Raw genomic sequence first — 18,949 nt, forward strand, 5'->3', positions numbered from 1 at the left:
TGCCTTGTTGCGCCATGATTTAGCTACATGGCGCAGTACCGCAGGAATATACTCAGGCATAGGGCTTGCTAAAACTTGATTTGTGAGTCAAGTTTTGCGCGTTCGAATCTTCTTTCGCCGGAGTGATCATGATCGTTGACCGTCAAGGCAGGCGTTTTCGCAATTTGCGGATCAGTCTGACCTCAGCCTGCAACTACGCTTGTACCTATTGCGTGCCCAACGGCAAGCGGCTGGTGGCTGCGCAGGATGAGTTGTCGGCGGAGGCTATGGCACGCGGCGTGGCCTATCTGATCGAGGCGGCGGGCATCGAGCGTTTGCGCATTACCGGTGGCGAGCCACTGGTCAGTCCCAAACTCGAAGCCTTCATGACCGCCGTCGGGCAGATGGGCCTGGCGGATATCAGCCTGACCACCAATGGTCAGTTGCTGGCGAAGAAGCTGCCACTGCTGGTGGATGCCGGCATTCGGCGCATCAACGTTTCCCTCGATACGCTGGATGCCAGTGCTTTTCGCAGCATTGCGCGCGGCGGTGATCTGGCGACCGTACTCGATGGCATGGGTCAGGCCGCAGCGGCTGGCATGAAGATCAAGGTCAATATGGTGCCGCTGCGTGGGCAGAACCTCGATCAGGTAATGCCACTGCTCGACTACTGCCTGGAACGCGGCTACGAGTTGCGCTTCATCGAGTTGATGCGCATGGGCCACCTGGCCAGCGACTCCAATGCCTTCCTGCAGCAATTTGTCAGCCTCCAGCAGTTACTGAGCCTGATCGGCGAGCGCTATGAGTATCTTCAGGCCGATGCGCCGGTCGATGCCACGGCGGTGCGTTACCAGATTCCGGGGCTGGGCCACTTCGGCGTGATCGCCAACGAAAGCGTTCCGTTTTGCCGCACCTGTTCGCGTCTACGCTTGTCGTCCACGGGTTGGCTGCATGGCTGCCTGTCGTCGAGCAATCGCCACTATGTCGGCGACTTGCTGGACAAACCTCGTCACCAGGCACTGCCTGCGTTGCAGCGACTGCTGGTCAAAGCCTTGGGGGACAAGCAGGAAGTGGCGTTCTCCGGTGGCGCGACCATCATGAAAATCATCGGCGGCTGATCGGGCCTCTTCGCGGGCAAGCCTCGCTCCTACAGGTCATACACATGACCTGTAGGAGCGAGGCTTGCCCGCGAAAGCTATCTTCCGGTCCCCCAAAAATCACCTGACACGCCTTGTCACATCGAGCTGGCGCAAAAGCTGCATCCCATGGCCATTCGCCGGTTTTCCGTCACCGGCCTCTGGAGGGTAGGATGCGTAGCCTGGTTTTGCTGCTGGCCGTTTTGGCGCTTGGTGGCTGCATGAATGTCAGCGATATGGCTGAAGGAACCCGCTACCACATGAGCGATGCGGGGCTGCTGGACCACAGCGACAGCCGTCGCGTGAATAACTTGCGCATTCAACCGGACTCGTTCATCTACATCGCCCAAGGCGCCTTCGCACCGCCGGGCAGTGCCTACCCGCGACCTAATGTGGTGGCCGAAGAGGCCTTCAACGGCTTTATCGAATATTTCCCGATGGTCCGCCGCGCTCGCGCCCCGGCAGGTCTCGACGCTGCCATGGGTGAAGCCCGTGCAGCCGGCGCTCATTACCTGCTCTACACGCGTTTCGCCAAGGCTGACGACCGCATCGGCAACTCGGACGAATGGCTCGACCAGGAACAGGTGGATCGCCTCGGCATCGACAATGGCGTGATTCAGATCATGTTGATCGAGACCAGCACCCAGTATTTGATTGATACTGCACGTATCAAGAGTCGTGGCGGTTTACTGACGTTCCACGACAACAAGCCAGAAGACTTGCTGGGCCCGCCGCTGGAGCAATACGCTCGTAGCCTGCTGGGGCTCAGCGACCAGTAATTCAAAGGAGAACGCCATGAGTGGCCCGCAAAAAGCCAACGATCTGTTGGGGCAAATCCCCAAAACCAAAGGCTTGCCGCCGGTCCACTTGTGGAACCCCGACTTCTGCGGTGACATCGACATGCGCATCGCCCGCGATGGCACCTGGTATTACCTGGGCACGCCGATCGGGCGCAAGCCGATGGTCAAACTGTTCTCCACCATCATTCGCCGCGACGGCGATGATTACTTTCTGATTACTCCGGTCGAAAAGGTTGGCATCAAGGTCGACGACGCGCCGTTCGTGGCGATTGCCGTAGAGGTCGAAGGCGAGGGTGAAGACCAGGTCTTGCGCTTTACCACCAACGTCGATGAAACGGCCGATGCCGGCGCCGAGCACCCTATGCGTGTAGTGATCGACCCGGTAACTCAGGAGCCCGCGCCGTACGTGCATGTACGCACCAACCTTGAAGCGCTGATTCACCGCAATGTGTTCTACCAACTGGTGGAGCTGGCGGTGAGTCGCGAAATCGACGGGCAGCGTTGGTTGGGCGTGTGGAGCGGTGGCGAATTCTTCCCTATCGGGCTTGAGCCGTAACGGGCTGAGCTTGAAACGAAACGGCCCGTTTACTTCAACAGGCCGTTTTTTTGGGACTTACAACCCCTTGCTCTTGAGTCGTTCAGCATGTTCCAGGTAGAGCCTGACCGGGCTCACGTTCCAGCTGTCGACTCCGGCTATCTGATTGACTGCATCAAAGTGGTCCATCGGGTAATCCGAGCGAATCACTTTGCCCAAGTGCGAGCTGTAGCGGCCGACCAGCCCATCGTTGGCGTTTTCCTCTTTATAAAACAACTTCGATAGCACGATACAATTCAAATGACTCGGGTCGAGTGGTTGCAGACTTTGGAAGTTCTGCACGATCCCGCTCCAGGAGTAGTAATACACGCCGTTTTCAACTTCGTTGCCTTCCCCTCCCCAAACTTTTGGCACCCCTTGCGGGTACTTGCGATTGAAGGCAGCCAATCCTGCACTGGTCAACGATTCGAATGCTGCTTCAGGGTCAATCGGGTTTTCCGGATGGCCGCTGATCAACGAAATGAAGGTGCCGACCGCGCCCAACAGGGCCAGTACGAATGCTTCGGGCAACTCTCCGGGCGTCAGCGCCTTATGCAATTGGTCGGCAATCTCGGAGCCATGATTGGGGCAACTGACCGAGGTGACCGAAGCGACTTTTTCCGGGTGCAAGGCTGCTACGTAGCGTGCGGCCAGGGGACCTTGGCTATGCCCGATCAGATTGACCTTGGCGGCTCCCGTTTCCAGCAAAATGCGGTTGACGTGTTCAAGCAGTTTTTCACCGCGTTCCTCATTACCGTTGACGGTTGGAATATTGACGGCAAACACCTGGGCGCCGGCGCGTTCCAGGGCTTCCTCGATTTCGAAGAAGTAGGGATAACCAGCGATTTTATCGAAGCCGAAAAGACCGTGAACCAACACAATGGGGTATTTCGTAGACGCATCCATGTCCATGTTCATACCTATCAATAGCGGATTTGAAGGGGAGCAGATCGCTGACTGCCTGATCTGTTGCGGCTAACCGTAGTTTACAAAGTGGATGGGATCAAAGCGCTTCGAGCAGGATTCGGACGAACAGCCATGTCCATATTGGCGTGGCAGCTGAAAATCCAATTGACACCCAATCATATGATGATTAGCGTGGACACCCATCGCGAACGGCTTTGCGCCGTTTCTTTTTTTATCACCGGTCGACGAGGTGCCCATGTCCAGCAGTTTTCATGCGTCGACGGTCGACTGGCTGGGGTGCTGGATTGCTGCCGGCCAGGTAAAACCCGGCGAAACCATCAAGGTCGAAGCCGATCTGGGCGAGCAACTCGGTGTCAGCCGCACGGTCATCCGCGAAGTCATCAAAACGTTGGTCGCCAAAGGCATGCTCGAAGTCGGGCCGAAGGTCGGCACACGCGTATTGCCGGTGCGGCGCTGGAATCTCTTCGATCCACAAGTCGTCGGCTGGCTGTCGCGCAGCGGGTTACCGGAAAATTTCGTCGACGACTTGCTCGACCTGCGCCGCACCATCGAACCCATGGCGGTGCGCTGGGCCTGCGAGCGAGCGACGGTGGAACAAGTGCAAGCCGTACTCCAGGCCTATAACGCGCTGGAGCGGGCAGTGGACAGCGGCGTCGATTACAACCGCGCCGACCAGTTCTTCCACGAGTGCATCCTCGCCGCCAGCCACAATCAATTCATCGAACAAATGGTTCCTGCCCTCGGCGCGTTGCTGGCAGTGTCTTTCGAAGTGTCTGCCGCCGATCCGGACGAACTGCGCCGAACCCTGCCAATCCACAAAGACATGGCCGACGCCATCGCCGCCCGGGATTCCGCGCGGGGGGTATGGGCTTGCATGACCCTGATCGATAACGCCGACCTGGCGATCAAACGCTTCTACCCCCAAGTCATGGCCGACAAAAAGGCCAGCTAACAAATAAAGAACCCCTTGTGGGAGCGAGCCTGCTCGCGATAGCGGTGGATCAGATGACATCTATGCCGGATGTAACTCAGTCATCGCGAACAGGCTCTCTCCCACATAAAAAACAAGAACAATGCAGGAGGTTTCATGACGTGGACTGCGGTTACCGGACACCGTGCGCGACTCGGCGAAGGCCCGTTCTGGGATGCTCCGACCCAGGCGCTGTATTGGGTAGATATCGCCGGTAAACAAGCGCTCAGGCTGATCGGCGCCAATGTGGACATCTGGCAGATGCCGGAGCACGTGTCCGCGTTCATCCCCTGCGAAAGCGGCGATGCCCTGGTGACATTGAGCAGTGGAGTTTATCGGCTGGATCTGGATTCTCCAGGCCTGGAACCTCGGCTGACCTTGTTCTGCGTCGCCGATCCGCAACCCGGCAATCGCCCCAACGAAGCCCGCTGCGATGCACAAGGCCGGCTCTGGCTGGGCACCATGCAAAACAACATCGGTGAGCAGGGCGAAGATTTGCCCGTCGTGCGCCGCTCCGGTGGCCTGTTTCACATCGATCGCGAGGCTCGAGTCACGCCGCTGCTTCGAGGATTAGGCATTCCCAATACATTGCTGTGGAGCGACGACGGAACAACCCTGTATTTCGCCGACAGCCTCGACAGCACGTTGTACCGGCATTTCATCCATACCGATGGCAACCTGGACACCGCCTATGTCTGGCTTGGCCCCCACGAACGTGGCGGCCCCGATGGCTCGGCGATGGATGCCGAGGGCTATATATGGAATGCCCGTTGGGATGGCAGTTGTCTGCTCAGGCTGACCCCCGAAGGTCATGTGGATCGGGTGATCGAACTGCCGGTCAGCCGTCCCACCAGTTGTGTATTCGGTGGCGAAGACTTCAAAACCCTGTACATCACCAGCGCCGCAAGCCCGCTCAATCACCCGCTGGACGGCGCGCTGTTATCGATTCGAGTGGATGTGCCCGGAAAAGCTTGTCAGCGATTTGCTGGATAAATCCCTAAATATGGGATGTAAAATTATATATTGAGATTATTTGGTGGTCGGGTTTATAGTCGGCCCCATCAGTTACACGCACTCACACTTAAAAAAACAAAACAGGTGAAGTGATGCAGCGATATTCCACCGCACTCCCTTACGGAGTCAGTGCTTCAGGCCGCCTCGGCGCCCGGGCGTTTTCGCGCCTGCCTGCCTATTCCCAACAGCTTTTTGACCGGACATCGACAGATGTCCGGTTTTCGTCGTGCCTTCGAACAGGAGTGTTGATCCATGGCTGAACCTCTGTCCTTGCCGCTAGTGCCCGAACCACCCAAGGGTGAGCGCCTGAAAAACAAGGTCGTGCTGCTGACCGGCGCGGCTCAGGGAATCGGCGAAGCGATTGTCGCGACCTTTGCGTCCCAGCAGGCCAAACTGGTCATCAGCGATATCCAGGCCGAGAAAGTCGAAAAAGTCGCGGCGCACTGGCGTGAACAAGGCGCGGATGTCGTGGCGATCAAGGCCGACGTGTCACGCCAGCAGGACCTGCATGCCATGGCCAGACTGGCGATTGAGCTACATGGTCGGATCGACGTGCTGGTCAACTGCGCCGGGGTCAACGTGTTCCGCGACCCGCTGCAAATGACCGAGGAAGACTGGCATCGCTGCTTCGCCATCGACCTGGACGGCGCCTGGTATGGCTGCAAAGCGGTGTTGCCGCAAATGATCGAGCAGGGCATCGGCAGCATCATCAACATCGCCTCGACCCACTCCACTCACATCATTCCCGGCTGCTTCCCGTACCCGGTGGCCAAACATGGCTTGCTCGGGCTGACCCGCGCCTTGGGCATCGAATACGCACCCAAAGGTATTCGCGTCAACGCCATCGCGCCGGGTTACATCGAAACCCAACTGAACGTCGATTACTGGAACGGGTTTGCCGACCCCCATGCCGAACGTCAGCGGGCCTTCGACCTGCATCCACCGCGGCGCATCGGTCAACCGATTGAAGTGGCGATGACTGCCGTGTTCCTGGCCAGCGATGAAGCACCGTTCATCAACGCTTCGTGCATCACCATCGATGGTGGTCGCTCGGTGATGTACCACGACTGAATAACTCGGGCTTAAGGCGCGAAACTACGCCTGAAATACAATCATCATACGATATGACTATTGGCTGCATGCTTTGAAGGCTTTCAAATAACGCTCAAAAAAAATAACAAGGAGTCAGGTTATGAAACGTCGTCGTGGGATCCGTTCCCTGTGCTGTGCCGCTTTGGCGGTTACCGCGGTCAGCCTGAGCAGTACGTTGCTGGCGGCCGAGGAAGTGAAGATCGGTTTTTTGGTCAAGCAAGCGGAAGAGCCCTGGTTCCAGACCGAATGGGCCTTCGCCGAAAAGGCCGGCAAAGACAAGGGCTTCACCGTCATCAAGATCGCTGTGCCTGACGGCGAGAAAACCCTCTCGGCCATCGACAGCCTGGCGGCCAACGGCGCCAAGGGCTTCGTGATCTGCCCGCCGGACGTCTCCCTCGGCCCGGCGATCATGGCCAAGGCCAAGCTCAACGGTTTGAAAGTGATCGCCGTCGATGACCGTTTCGTCGATGCCGGCGGCAAGTTCATGGAGGACGTGCCGTACCTCGGCATGGCAGCCTTCGAAGTCGGTCAGAAGCAGGGCGCCGCCATGGCCGCCGAAGCGAAAAAACGCGGCTGGGACTGGAAAGACACCTACGCGGTGATCAACACCTACAACGAACTCGATACCGGCAAAAAACGCACCGACGGTTCCGTCAAAGCGCTGGAGGACGCCGGTATGCCGAAAGATCAGATCCTGTTCTCAGCGCTGAAAACTCTCGACGTACCGGGCAGCATGGACGCCACCAACTCGGCCTTGGTGAAGCTTCCGGGCGCGGCGAAAAACCTGATCATCGGCGGCATGAACGACAACACCGTGCTGGGCGGCGTGCGCGCCACCGAGAGTGCCGGTTTTGCCGCCGCCAACGTGATCGGCATCGGCATCAATGGCACCGATGCCATCGGCGAACTGAAGAAACCCAACAGTGGCTTCTTCGGCTCGATGCTGCCGAGCCCGCACATCGAGGGTTACAACACCGCGAGCATGATGTACGAGTGGGTCACCACCGGCAAAGAACCGCCGAAATACACCGCGATGGACGACGTGACGCTGATCACGCGTGACAACTTCAAGCAGGAACTGGAAAAGATCGGCCTGTGGAACTGAGGCGCGGTTGATTTCATCGGCAGCCCTGGCGACGGGGCTGCCTGACCGGTGTGATGAGGTGGGTTTATGCACGCACAAGTACAGACAGATCAACAGAGCATTGGTGGCAGTCTGCGCTTCAACGGGATCGGCAAGACTTTTCCCGGGGTGAAGGCGCTGGACGGCATCAGCTTCGTCGCCCATCCGGGGCAGGTTCACGCCTTGATGGGCGAGAACGGCGCCGGTAAATCCACGCTGCTGAAAATCCTGGGTGGCGCTTACACGCCGAGCAGCGGCGATCTGCAGATCGGCGAGCAGACGAGGGTCTTCAAGTCCACCGCCGACAGTATTGGCAGCGGGGTTGCGGTGATCCATCAGGAGTTGCACCTGGTGCCGGAAATGACCGTCGCCGAGAACCTGTTTCTCGGCCATCTGCCGGCGAGTTTCGGCCTGATCAATCGCGGCGCTTTGCGGCAACAGGCATTGGCCTGCCTCAAAGGCCTGGCCGATGAAATCGACCCGCAAGAGAAAGTCGGGCGCTTGTCACTCGGCCAACGGCAACTGGTGGAAATCGCCAAGGCGTTGTCCCGTGGTGCGCATGTGATTGCGTTCGACGAACCCACCAGCAGCCTGTCGGCGCGGGAGATCGATCGCTTGATGGCGATCATCGGGCGCCTGCGCGATGAAGGCAAAGTGGTGCTTTACGTCTCCCATCGTATGGAAGAAGTGTTCCGTATCTGCAACGCAGTGACGGTGTTCAAGGACGGTCGCTTCGTGCGCACCTTCGAGGACATGAGCACGCTGAGCCATGACCAGTTGGTGACGTGCATGGTCGGTCGTGACATTCAGGACATCTACGATTACCGCAGTCGTCCCCGCGGCGCAGTGGCGCTCAAGGTCGACGGGTTACTTGGGCCGGGCTTGCGCGAGCCGGTAAGTTTCGAGGCGCACAAGGGTGAAGTCCTCGGGCTGTTCGGCCTGGTCGGGGCCGGGCGCACCGAACTGTTCCGGATGCTCAGCGGGCTCACGCGCAACACCGCCGGGCGCCTGGAGCTGCGCGGTCGTGAACTGAAATTGCATTCGCCACGCGATGCCATTGCGGCAGGAATTCTGCTGTGCCCCGAGGACCGCAAGAAGGAGGGCATCCTGCCGCTCGCCAGCGTCGCCGAGAACATCAACATCAGCGCTCGCGGTGCTCATTCCACCTTCGGCTGCCTGTTGCGCGGCTTGTGGGAAAAGGACAATGCCGACAAGCAGATCAAGGCGCTGAAGGTGAAGACGCCCAACGCGGCGCAGAAAATCATGTACCTGTCTGGTGGCAATCAGCAGAAGGCGATTCTCGGTCGCTGGCTGTCGATGCCAATGAAAGTCCTGTTGCTCGACGAGCCTACTCGCGGCATCGACATCGGGGCAAAAGCCGAGATCTACCAGATCATCCATAACCTGGCCGCCAGCGGCATCGCGGTGATTGTGGTGTCCAGCGACCTGATGGAAGTCATGGGCATTTCCGACCGCATCCTGGTGCTCTGCGAAGGCGCGATGCGCGGCGAACTGACCCGCGAACAAGCCAATGAATCCAACCTGCTGCAACTGGCTTTGCCACGCCAACGCGCTGCCGACGTGGCGAACTGAGAGGTGACTATGACCGTCCAAAACAACGCTTTGCCAACCCCGCGCAAACCTCTGGACTTGCGGCGCTTTCTCGATGACTGGGTGATGCTGTTGGCGGCCGTCGGGATCTTTGTGCTCTGCACCTTGCTGATCGACAACTTCCTGTCGCCGCTGAATATGCGCGGGCTCGGCCTGGCGATTTCCACTACCGGGATTGCCGCGTGCACCATGTTGTATTGCCTGGCGTCCGGGCATTTCGACTTATCAGTGGGCTCAGTGATTGCCTGCGCCGGCGTGGTTGCGGCGGTGGTTATGCGCGATACCGACAGCGTGTTCCTCGGTGTCAGTGCGGCGCTGGTGATGGGGCTGATCGTCGGGCTGATCAATGGGATTGTGATCGCCAAGCTGCGGGTCAATGCGTTGATCACCACGTTGGCGACGATGCAGATCGTTCGTGGTCTGGCTTACATTTTTGCCAACGGCAAAGCGGTGGGCGTTTCCCAGGAACAGTTCTTTGTCTTCGGCAACGGCCAGTTGTTCGGCGTGCCGGTGCCGATTCTGATCACCATCGTCTGCTTCCTGTTTTTCGGTTGGCTGCTGAATTACACCACCTATGGGCGCAACACGATGGCCATCGGCGGCAACCAGGAAGCAGCGCTGCTGGCCGGGGTGAACGTTGACCGGACCAAGATCATCATCTTCGCCGTGCATGGTGTGATCGGTGCATTGGCCGGGGTGATTCTGGCGTCGCGCATGACGTCCGGTCAGCCGATGATTGGCCAGGGTTTCGAGCTGACAGTGATCTCGGCTTGCGTGCTCGGTGGGGTGTCGTTGAGTGGCGGGATCGGGATGATTCGGCATGTGATTGCCGGGGTGCTGATTCTGGCGATTATCGAGAATGCGATGAACTTGAAGAATATCGATACCTTTTATCAGTACGTGATTCGTGGGTCGATCCTGCTACTGGCTGTCGTGATCGACCGACTGAAACAACGCTGATTTTCTCTGTGGGAGTGGGCTGTCACCGATCATTCCCACGCTTTGCATGGGAATGCAGCCCGGGACGCTCCGCGTCCCAACAGCGGACGCAGAGCGTCCATTGAGGCATTCCCATGCGGAGCATGGGAATGATCATTTGGAGGATCCTTCACCCACTTTCACAAAATATTCCTTGCTCGCCCCAACCCGTTTCAGCTATGACGGTACACCCGAGGTGTGCATGATTAGACCGGTACGAATTGACAAGAAACAACAGGTGGGCGACGAGCTCATCCGGCGCATTGAAAACGGCCTCATGGAGGACGGCATTCTATTGCCGGGCGAACATCGATTGGCTCAGGAATTCCAGGTCAGCCTCGGCACGCTGCGTGAAGCCCTGGCCGAACTGAAACGACGCCATACCATCGCTACGCAAGGCGCGGTGGGCTCTATCGTCACTTACGATGGTGTGGTGCTCGATCAGCGCAACGGCTGGGCTAAGGCGCTGGCCGACAGCGGGGCGCTGATCAATACCGAAGTGCTGCGACTGGAAGCGGTGACCCGTCCGGACCTGCTGTCGCGTTTCGGTATCGATCAGTTCATTACCCTCGACCGTCGCCGTCGCGGCACAGATGGCACGCTGGTGTCTCTCGAGCGCTCATTGATGCCCGCCACCGGAGGCCTGGAAGGCCTGCCGCGAGTCGGTCTGATCGACGATTCCCTGACCATCACTCTGGCCGCCTACGGCTACATCGGCGAGCGCGGGGATCAGTGGATCGGCGCCGAACCCTTGAACGCCGAAGACGCTGAACTGCTCGGGCGTCCGGTCGGCACAGTATTTCTCAAAGCCTTGCGCACCACTTACGACCGCCAAGACCGATTCATGGAACAAGTCGAAAGCCTGCTCGATCCGGTGCACTTTCGCCTGCACCTGCAAACTGGCGCTGCAAAAAAATGACCGCGCTCAACCGTGCCCTCGGCGCGTTCTACGGACTGGCCCTGGGCGATGCGTTGGGCATGCCGACCCAATCCTTGAGCCGTGCCGAGATCAAGGCGCGCTTTGGCGAAATCACCGATCTGCAAGACGCTGGCCCGGATCAACCGATTGCGGCGAATATGTCCAAAGGTTCGATCACTGACGATACCGAACAGGCGATCCTGGTCAGTCAGTTGTTGATTGAGGGCGAAGGCCGGATCGAACCGGCAGTGCTGGCCCAACGCTTGATCGAATGGGAAGCCGGGATGCAGGCCAAGGGCTCGCAGGATTTGCTCGGCCCCTCGACCAAGCGCGCGATCGAGATGATCCTCGCCGGCCACTCGCTGGAAGAGGCCGGTCGCTACGGCACCACCAATGGCGCGGCAATGCGCATCACGCCGGTGGGGATTGCGGCCGATGTTGCCGATCCCGAGCATTTCATCCGCGCCGTGGTGCAAGCCTGTCAGGTGACCCACAACACCACGCTGGGAATTGCCAGCGCGGCGGCAGTGGCAGCGGTGGTTTCTGCCGGGATCAACGGCATGGAGTTGGGCGAGGCGTTGAACCTGGGCCAGCAGATCGCTCAGCAAGCCGAAAGCCATGGCCACTGGGTCGCTGGCGGGCGTATCGCCTCGCGCATCAGTTGGGCGTGGAGCATCAGCATCGACAGCGACAAGGCGTTGCTGGCGGACGTGCTGTACGACGTGATCGGCACTTCGGTCGCCTCGCAGGAATCGGTGGTGGTGTCGTTTGCGCTGGCTCAGCAAGTGGCTATCGCAGAAATGAGCGCTTTCGAAGCGTTGTGCATGGCTGCCAGCCTGGGCGGTGATACCGACACCATCGCGGCGATTCTCGGCGCCATGCTTGGGGCTTGTCTGGGGCTTGAGAGTTGGCCGGTGGCGATGATCGAAAAGGTCAAAGCCGTTAATTCGTTGGAGTTGGAATCATTGGTGCAAGGACTGCTGGCTTTGCGTCGTCAAGCGAAATCCCTGTAGGAGCGAGCTTGCTCGCGAAGACGGCGGTACCGTCAACATTGATGTCGCTTGATATACCGCTTTCGCGAGCAAGCTCGCTCCCTACAGGGTTGCGCTTAACTGACTGGCATAAGGGCTTGCCCGCGATGGACGCGCCGCATATTTGAATTTTTCACCCGCAATGGAGCGCACTGATATGGACAGGATCGCCAGAATGTTATGTCGACTTCCGAAATTGCCCATAACTACAACAATGGCAACAGGAGCATTTTCATGACTTCATCGAACACCGGGCAAAGTGCCGGGCAATTGGAAACCCGTGGCATCGAGCCGGTGCCGGAAGGAGAGTGCAACGGTCATCCACAGCAACTGTTCTGGGTCTGGTTCGCGGCGAATATTTCCATCCTCGGCTTGCCATTGGGCGCCACGCTGGTGGCTTTTCGTGGCCTGGCGATCTGGCAGGCGATCATCGTCGCGATCCTCGGTGCCGCCGGCTCTTTCGCGGTGGTCGGGATCATCTCCATTGCCGGTCGTCGCGGTCGCGCACCGAGCCTGACGCTGTCGCGAGCAATCTTCGGGGTGCGCGGCAATATCGGCCCAACGCTGGTCTCGCTGATGTCGCGTCTGGGTTGGGAAACCGTCAACACCACCACCGCCGCATTCGTCTTGTTGTCGCTGTGCTCGATGTTGTTCGGCTCGCCGGTGGAAGCCAAAAGCGCGCCGCTACTGACCCTGGTGTTCATCGCGATATTTGTGCTGCTGACGTTGTCGGTGTCCGGTCTCGGTCATGCCACGTTGCTGGTGATCCAGAAATGGGCGACATACGTGTTCGGTGCGTTGAACGTGCTGGTCGGCGGTTTCCTCTGCGCAACCATCGACTGGAGCGCCGTATTCAACGCCACGCCCGCGCCCCTGAGCGCAATGATCATCGGCATCGGCACCATGGCCGCCGGCACGGGGATCGGTTGGGCCAACGCCGGTGCCGACATGTCACGCTACCAGCACCGCAGTGTCAAAGCCGTGCGCCTGGTGGCGTCAGCGGCGTTCGGTGCGGGGATTCCGCTGGTGCTGCTGATCACCCTCGGCGGTCTGCTATCCGTGGGTAACAATGATCTGGCCTCGGCGACGGATCCGATTGTCGCGATCCGCGACATGCTGCCGACCTGGATGGCCGTGCCGTACCTGATCACCGCGTTCGGCGGGTTGCTGCTGTCGAACAACCTGTCGGTGTACTCCGCCGGTTTGACCACCCTGACCCTCGGCCTGAAGGTCAAGCGCGTGTATGCGGTGGTGCTCGATATCATTGCGATCTTCGCCGGTTCGATCTACTTCATGCTGATCGCCGAGAGCTTTTACGGCCCGTTCATCACCTTCATTTCCTTGCTGGCCGTGCCGATCACGGCGTGGGTCGGGATCTTTGTGGTCGACCTGATTCACCGGCATTACTACAGCCCCAAAGACCTGCTGGACGTCAGCCCGAGCAGCGCCTACTGGTATCGCGGCGGCGTCGAGTGGCGCGCCTTCGGTGCATGGGCAGTGGCGATCGTGTTGGGTTTCAGTTTCACCACCATTGGCACTACTGAACAAGACGTCTGGTTCCGCGGCTTTTTGTCCGACTCCTGGCTGGGCCACAACGGCCTCGGCTGGATCGTGACGTTCCTGGTGGCCGGTGGCATTTACTGGATGCTCGGCGGTGCCAAGGATCGCCGCGCCGCGTTGCTCGAGAGCGCTCATGCCTAAGCTGTTGCACACCGGCCAGGTCATGATCGATCTGGTCATGGCCGTGGATAAATTGCCTCATTCGGGCGGTGATGTGCTGGCGCAATCCGCCCGTTTCGAGGCCGGCGGTGGCTTCAATGTGATGGCTGCGGCCCAGCGAAACGGCTTGCCGGTGGTTTACCTCGGGCGCCATGGCAACGGCCATTTCGGTGACCTGGCCCGAGAGGCGATGACGGCTGAAGGCATTCGGCTAGGCATCGAACAGAGCACCGAGCGCGACACCGGGTTGTGCGTCGCGCTGACCGAAGCCTCGGCCGAGCGCACGTTCATTTCCTGCATCGGTGCCGAGAGCGAATTGACTGGTGAAGACCTGGCGAGCGTGGCGGTGGAGGCGGGCGACTTTGTCTATGTCAGTGGCTATAGCCTGCTGTATGGCGGCAAGGCTCAGGCGCTGGTGGATTGGGTGCTGGATTTGCCGGGCGGGATCAAGGTGGTATTCGATCCCGGGCCGTTGGTGGATTCGCCGGACGCGCCGCTGATGAAGGCCTTGTTTCCGCGCATCGATCTGTGGACCGGTAACCGTGTCGAGGCGCTGCGGTTTACCGGGACGACGGACATTGCCGAGGCGTTGAATGGACTGGCGGATCATTTATCGGCGAACACCTTGATGGTGGTTCGCGATGGGCCGCAGGGGTGCTGGATCAGCCAGCATGGGGATCACCGGCATGTACCGGGATTCAAGGTCGTGGCGGTGGACAGCAATGGCGCGGGGGATGCTCACGCAGGCGTTTTTGTCGCCGGGTTGGCGCACGGGTTATCGGCCGTCGAAGCGGCGTGGCGGGCGAATGCGGCTGCGGCAATGGCGGTCACTCGCTGGGGGCCGGCGACCTCGCCGGGGGCGGCTGAGGTGGATGCGTTGATCCGCGAGACTTTCGGCGCCTGATCCACCGCTTTCGCGAGCAAGTCGAATCGTCGCACCGCCGCTCCCACATTTGATCTGTGTCGTTCACATATTCAACCATCAACATAGATCCAGTGTGGGAGCGGGCTTGCTCGCGAAGAGGCCCTCAAACTCTCCATCAATTCAGATCTTCAACCCGCCTTGCGCAACGCCTCGATCAACTCCTGCTTGCGCATGCTCGAGCGCCCCGGAATCTTCTTCGCCCGGGCTTCTTTCATCAGGCTGTCCACCGTCTGCGTATCGCGCGAAGCCTTGCTATTGCGCGGCTTGCCTTCACGGGTGGCCACCGCACGTCGGGCTGATTCCTTACGATCTGCAGACTTGGCGCTGGCCGGTTTCTTGCGCCCGGAGCCGCCGGAGCGTTCACCGCCACCCGACTGCTTGTTCACCGTGGCCCAGGCACGAGCTTCGGCTTCATCTTTCGACACGCCTTTGTGCTCATAGCTTTCTTCAATGTGTTCAGCCTTGCGTTTTTGCTCGGCGGTGTATTTGTCTTTGCTTCCACGAGGCATGGGATTTCTCCTGGCTGTAGGAGCTTTCGCCAGCTCCAATAGGGAGCTCCAATAGGGTTAGTTATCCAGCTTGCGCGCTGCTTCAACCCCTGCTGCGCTGAGTTTGATTGGCAGGTTCAACGAGTGCTCGCCTGCCTCGTTACAGATCACATGACCGTGCTGAATCAACCCCCGCTCTTGTAGAGTCGCGAGGGTACTTGCCACGACTCTCTCCCCCCGGTAATTGTCCAGAACCTCCTTGCCCAAGCCATTTGGGTGGGCGTGCAGCAGGCGGGTCAGGACTTCTTTTTCCAGGTTTTTATCGACGTTCATGGTTACCTCTTCGTCAGGATGGGTAGGTATTGCATGTTCACTCGCACCGGCGAACTTATTAATTGACGCTACGGCCTTCGGAGCCCGAGCCACCGGTGGTGGTTTTCGAGCCGACGCCGGTTCCGGCGTTATCAGGAGTTTGGATACCAGGTGTATTCATCCCGCCCTGACGACTCGCGTCGTCGTGATAAACCCGTGGGTCTGTGGCCGTCGGAGAAGGCGAACGGCCGCTGTCGATGTCTTGGGTGGCCGCAGATTCGGGCCTTGCGACTGGATCGGTCGGGTCGGTCCCGGAAGAGCTGGTCGCGGCGAATGCGACAGAAGTGAGCAAAGTGGTGAGAGCGAGGGTGGTCAGTCGGGACGTGATCATGGTGTCGTCTCCATTGATTAGAGTCCTTACCCGATATTGATCCTTCCCGAGCTGGATTGGTGCCTGATGAACGACGAGTGGTCCAGGGGGCGTTCTCAATGAGTTTCCCCGCCGCGTTGTCGCCTTAAAGCGGGCCAGGCAAGGCGCAGGCCGCTAGGAATGGTTGTTCCCTTTCCAAGGCCTGCAACGCAGCTGGCCCGCTTTAAGGCACAACCCGAAGGGCCGGGCCTGCTGTTGTGCAGGGCTGCCTTGCTCGAAGCTTATTTGGAATGACCAAACCACGCTTCTCGCGCCTTGCCCTGCACAACAGCAGACCCGGCGCGGCGGGGAAACTCATTGAGAACGCCCCCTAGGCCTGCTGCAACGTTTTGATCCCGCTCACGTGACGCCAGATCAACCGACCTACGGTAATCAGCCAGTTCAGCAGGGCCACCGCCACTACCGTGAGCAACAGTGTCACCATCCCGTGTTCGACGATGATTCTCCCGGCCAGCAACGGAAAGCCAAACACGCCGACGAAGTAGGACAGGCTGAACAACAGCAAGGACTGCGAGGTGGTGCCGGACGGCGCTTCATTCGCCGCCAAACCATTGATCACCGAATACGTCAGCCCATAGCCCACCCCGAGCACCATTGCCGCCAGCACATAGCTGAACCCGTCGTCGACGACAAAACCGAACATCAGGATCGAAACCATCATCAGGCCCGACAACAGGCAGGAGGCACGCAATGGATCGCGTTTGACCACGAACCCGGCAATCAACATTCGGCTGCTGATCGCCGCGCCCATGAAGCCGAAAAAGAACAGTGAATAATCAAGTGAACGGGACGCCGCGTAACTGGTTTGAAAACTCGACAGGCCACCGAATACACACCCGCCGAGGCCGACCATGATGATCGGGAACACGGCTCTGGAGGACAACACCCGAGCCACTGCGCGCCAGGATATTCGTGCCGCTGACGCTGAAGCCGAGGGCGTTTTTTTGAGCTGGACATCCAGCCGCCAGAACAGCAAAGCACCGATCAGGCTGGCCAGCGCCGCGAGGTAAAACGCTGCCGTCACCGGATACCCGAGAGCACTGGCAGCACGGCCCAACAATGGACCGCTGCCGATCCCGGTCATCATGCTGCCCGACAGCAGCGCAAAGTATTTCGCCCGTTGCGCAGGCGTCACCAGACTGCCGCAAAGGTGCTGAGCATCGCCGCCGAAATCACGTTGCCGGCATCGTGTTCATTACCGCCGCGAGAGCCGATCAGCAGCGACAGTAAAAAAGTCGAGCCATAGGACAGCGACAACAAATAGCTGGCGAGGCAGAACAGGCTGAACAACCTGCTTGAGACGGGTGGGGCGGCGGTGGACATGAGGCGGTTCCTTGACCCGATAGAAGCGAATGTCATCTATCTATCACGCAAGGTACCGATGATAGGTCTGTGGTTACCGATTTCAGGGTTAGTGGAGGCCGGAGTAATGCTCTGGGCAGACGCCGATTTCTTCCTTGAACAGCTCCATGAAACCCTTCAGGCGTTCGTGGCGAATCTGTGCCAGACGTTGACCGGTAGTCGTTTGGAAACCGTCCGCCAGGTGCAGCAGCTTGGTCTGGAAATGATCGAGGCAAAAGCGCTTGTCGTCGTAGTCCCGTTCTTTTGCCTCTGGGTCCAACGGGTCGTACAACGCACTGCCCATGCGCCCGGCAATGTAGAAGGTACGCGCCACGCCAAGCATGCCAAGGGAGTCCAGGCGGTCGGCGTCCTGGATGATTTTCGCTTCGAGGGTGGTGGGCGTGATGTTGGTGCTGAAGCTGTGGGCTTCGATGGCGTGGGCGACCGCAGTGATTTTTGCGTCAGGCCAATCCATGGCTATCAGTACAGTCGAAGCTTTCTGCGCCGCCAGTCGTGATGCCTGTGAGCGCAACGGCGAGTTTTTCTCCACCGCCACGCAATCGTGCAACAGCACGGCTGCCAGCAGCACCGCTAGATCGCCGCCTTCTTGGGCATGAAGCGTGCGCACGTTGTGCCACACCCGCTGTAAGTGCGACAGATCATGGGCACCATCCTCGCCAGGTTCCAGTGCATGAGGAAGCAGTTCAGAAGCCAGATTGTGCAGCGGTGCGAAAGCGGCAGTGGTCATAAAAGTCCTTTTGTGGGAAACGCTTCTGTGGCGAGGGAGCTTGCTCCCGCTGGGCTGCGCAGCAGTCCCAATCCCGGATGGCACGATATTTCAGTTAGATCAGCATCGCCAGCTTTGCGACTGCTTTGCAGCCGACCGGGAGCAAGCTCCCTCGCCACATTGCTTTCAAATGTGACGAGCGCCGCGCGCGGACTTAGTATGGCGTTTTCAACTTTTGACAAGGCACGTCCATGACGATCGAAATCCGCCCGGCAACCCCCAGCGATGCTCCGCAAATCCTCGCGTTCATCACTGAACTGGCCGACTTCGAACGTGCCCGTCACGAAGTCATCGCCAGCGTCGCTGACATCGAGCGTAGCCTGTTCAGCGAAGGCGCCACCGCCCATGGCCTGATCTGCCTGCGCGACGGCTCGCCGATCGGCTTTGCGGTGTTCTTCTTCAGCTATTCCACCTGGTTGGGTAGCAACTGCCTGTACCTCGAAGACCTCTACATCACTCCCGAACAACGGGGTGGCGGCGCTGGTAAAACCTTGCTGCGCCACCTGGCGAAAATCGCCTGCGCCAATGACTGCGGCCGTTTCGAATGGAGCGTGCTGGACTGGAACAAACCGGCGATCGAATTCTACAAATCCCTCGGTGCACAACCGCAGGAAGAGTGGGTACGGTATCGGATGGATGGGGCGGTGTTGAGGGATTTTGCCGCGGGCAATTGACCCCCTAAAAGATCGCAGCCCTCGGCAGCTTCTACACGGGATTGTGTTCGACCGCGCTATTGCGTCGTACATCGAATCTGTAGGGACTGCCGAGGGCTGCGATCTTTTTTGTGCCTACT

At 59.3% G+C, this 18,949-nt stretch carries 19 protein-coding genes and 1 pseudogene; 14 read left to right on the forward strand and 6 right to left on the reverse strand.

Annotated features, from left to right (window positions below; genetic code table 11):
* The first annotated feature begins 128 nt into the window (after positions 1-128).
* From CKW20_RS25235 to CKW20_RS25245, 3 genes are all read left to right on the forward strand, one after another.
* A complete protein-coding gene (locus CKW20_RS25235) occupies positions 129-1,097 on the forward strand; it encodes a GTP 3',8-cyclase MoaA (RefSeq protein ID WP_095055312.1) in 969 nt (322 codons plus the stop codon).
* 191 nt (positions 1,098-1,288) lie between these two features.
* Positions 1,289-1,894: a DUF4823 domain-containing protein gene (locus CKW20_RS25240; RefSeq protein ID WP_095055313.1), complete on the forward strand. Its 606-nt coding sequence runs from the start codon at positions 1,289-1,291 to the stop codon at positions 1,892-1,894.
* Positions 1,895-1,910: 16 nt separating this feature from the next.
* Positions 1,911-2,471: a DUF1285 domain-containing protein gene (locus tag CKW20_RS25245; RefSeq protein WP_095055314.1), complete on the forward strand. Its 561-nt coding sequence runs from the start codon at positions 1,911-1,913 to the stop codon at positions 2,469-2,471.
* A 57-nt stretch (positions 2,472-2,528) separates the two neighbouring features.
* Here the strand turns inward: CKW20_RS25245 and CKW20_RS25250 are convergent, their stop codons facing one another.
* A complete protein-coding gene (locus CKW20_RS25250) occupies positions 2,529-3,401 on the reverse strand; it encodes a triacylglycerol lipase (RefSeq protein ID WP_095055368.1) in 873 nt (290 codons plus the stop codon).
* Positions 3,402-3,651: 250 nt separating this feature from the next.
* Here CKW20_RS25250 and CKW20_RS25255 point away from each other — a divergent pair, with 250 nt between their 5' ends.
* The 10 genes from CKW20_RS25255 to CKW20_RS25300 all read left to right on the forward strand — a co-directional run bounded on the left by CKW20_RS25255 (position 3,652) and on the right by CKW20_RS25300 (position 14,777).
* Positions 3,652-4,368, forward strand: a complete 717-nt coding sequence (locus tag CKW20_RS25255) for a FadR/GntR family transcriptional regulator (protein WP_095055315.1) — start codon at positions 3,652-3,654, stop codon at positions 4,366-4,368.
* Between the two features lie 135 nt (positions 4,369-4,503).
* Complete coding sequence (locus CKW20_RS25260) at positions 4,504-5,379, forward strand: SMP-30/gluconolactonase/LRE family protein (protein ID WP_095055316.1); 876 nt, start codon at positions 4,504-4,506, stop codon at positions 5,377-5,379.
* Positions 5,380-5,652: 273 nt separating this feature from the next.
* A complete protein-coding gene (locus CKW20_RS25265) occupies positions 5,653-6,471 on the forward strand; it encodes an SDR family oxidoreductase (RefSeq protein WP_095055317.1) in 819 nt (272 codons plus the stop codon).
* 121 nt (positions 6,472-6,592) lie between these two features.
* Positions 6,593-7,597: a substrate-binding domain-containing protein gene (locus CKW20_RS25270; RefSeq protein WP_095055318.1), complete on the forward strand. Its 1,005-nt coding sequence runs from the start codon at positions 6,593-6,595 to the stop codon at positions 7,595-7,597.
* Positions 7,598-7,663: 66 nt separating this feature from the next.
* Positions 7,664-9,208: an L-arabinose ABC transporter ATP-binding protein AraG gene (gene araG / locus CKW20_RS25275; RefSeq protein WP_095055319.1), complete on the forward strand. Its 1,545-nt coding sequence runs from the start codon at positions 7,664-7,666 to the stop codon at positions 9,206-9,208.
* A gap of 9 nt (positions 9,209-9,217) precedes the next feature.
* Positions 9,218-10,186: an L-arabinose ABC transporter permease AraH gene (araH, locus tag CKW20_RS25280; protein WP_095055320.1), complete on the forward strand. Its 969-nt coding sequence runs from the start codon at positions 9,218-9,220 to the stop codon at positions 10,184-10,186.
* A gap of 220 nt (positions 10,187-10,406) precedes the next feature.
* Positions 10,407-11,123: a GntR family transcriptional regulator gene (locus CKW20_RS25285; protein ID WP_095055321.1), complete on the forward strand. Its 717-nt coding sequence runs from the start codon at positions 10,407-10,409 to the stop codon at positions 11,121-11,123.
* On the forward strand, positions 11,120-12,136 hold the full coding sequence (locus tag CKW20_RS25290) for an ADP-ribosylglycohydrolase family protein (protein ID WP_095055322.1): 1,017 nt from the start codon (positions 11,120-11,122) through the stop codon (positions 12,134-12,136). Before CKW20_RS25285 ends, CKW20_RS25290 begins: the two co-directional genes overlap by 4 nt.
* Positions 12,137-12,388: 252 nt before the next feature.
* Complete coding sequence (locus tag CKW20_RS25295) at positions 12,389-13,855, forward strand: cytosine permease (RefSeq protein WP_095055369.1); 1,467 nt, start codon at positions 12,389-12,391, stop codon at positions 13,853-13,855.
* Positions 13,848-14,777, forward strand: coding sequence for a PfkB family carbohydrate kinase (locus CKW20_RS25300; protein ID WP_095055323.1), 930 nt, complete (start codon positions 13,848-13,850; stop codon positions 14,775-14,777). The genes CKW20_RS25295 and CKW20_RS25300 overlap by 8 nt, the downstream gene beginning before the upstream one ends.
* Positions 14,778-14,926: 149 nt before the next feature.
* On the opposite strand, the gene CKW20_RS25305 is transcribed toward CKW20_RS25300, so the two are convergent.
* The 5 genes and pseudogenes from CKW20_RS25305 to CKW20_RS25330 form a co-directional block, all read right to left on the reverse strand.
* On the reverse strand, positions 14,927-15,307 hold the full coding sequence (locus CKW20_RS25305) for a Rho termination factor N-terminal domain-containing protein (RefSeq protein ID WP_095055324.1): 381 nt from the start codon (positions 15,305-15,307) through the stop codon (positions 14,927-14,929).
* Between the two features lie 57 nt (positions 15,308-15,364).
* Positions 15,365-15,619, reverse strand: a complete 255-nt coding sequence (locus CKW20_RS25310) for a hypothetical protein (RefSeq protein ID WP_095055325.1) — start codon at positions 15,617-15,619, stop codon at positions 15,365-15,367.
* A gap of 58 nt (positions 15,620-15,677) precedes the next feature.
* On the reverse strand, positions 15,678-15,989 hold the full coding sequence (locus CKW20_RS25315) for a hypothetical protein (protein ID WP_095055370.1): 312 nt from the start codon (positions 15,987-15,989) through the stop codon (positions 15,678-15,680).
* 349 nt (positions 15,990-16,338) lie between these two features.
* Positions 16,339-17,351: pseudogene (locus CKW20_RS25325) on the reverse strand (MFS transporter).
* Positions 17,352-17,439: 88 nt separating this feature from the next.
* Positions 17,440-18,117 carry an HD domain-containing protein gene (locus CKW20_RS25330; RefSeq protein ID WP_095055326.1) on the reverse strand — a complete coding sequence of 226 codons (678 nt, stop codon included), beginning with the start codon at positions 18,115-18,117 and terminating at the stop codon, positions 17,440-17,442.
* A gap of 230 nt (positions 18,118-18,347) precedes the next feature.
* Between CKW20_RS25330 and CKW20_RS25335 the strand changes: the two genes are divergently transcribed.
* Positions 18,348-18,830, forward strand: coding sequence for a GNAT family N-acetyltransferase (locus CKW20_RS25335; protein WP_095055327.1), 483 nt, complete (start codon positions 18,348-18,350; stop codon positions 18,828-18,830).
* Positions 18,831-18,949: the final 119 nt, after the last annotated feature.

Source organism: Pseudomonas sp. Irchel s3b2 (assembly GCF_900187445.1).
Classification (GTDB): domain Bacteria; phylum Pseudomonadota; class Gammaproteobacteria; order Pseudomonadales; family Pseudomonadaceae; genus Aquipseudomonas.